Raw genomic sequence first — 228 nt, 5'->3', positions numbered from 1 at the left:
GTCCGGATCGGCGTGGCCAGCCACACCGAGAAGCAGCAGTCCGATCTCGCGGACCTGGCCACGACCTCCGCCGTGAACGCGCAGGTGGCCGGCGCGTCCGTCGACCTCGACGAGGAGAACATGAACATGCTCTCGTTCCAGCACGCCTACCAGGGCGCTGCGCGCGTGATGACCGCCATGGATGAGGCCATCGACGTGCTCATCAACCACACCGGAATCGTCGGGAGG

Annotated in this window: 1 protein-coding gene; it reads left to right on the top strand. The window is 66.7% G+C overall.

All coding sequences use genetic code 11. From position 1 onward, the window contains the following. Positions 1–12: 12 nt before the first annotated feature. Positions 13–228, top strand: a 216-nt coding sequence (locus ACR9ZK_RS23955) for a flagellar basal body rod C-terminal domain-containing protein (protein WP_481344386.1), incomplete at its 3' end; no start/stop codon positions are given.

The sequence above is a fragment of the Monashia sp. HAY1-5C genome (assembly GCF_056755255.1).
Note: the sequence above shows the minus strand (reverse complement) of the source record. Positions and strands in the feature narration are given on the sequence as shown.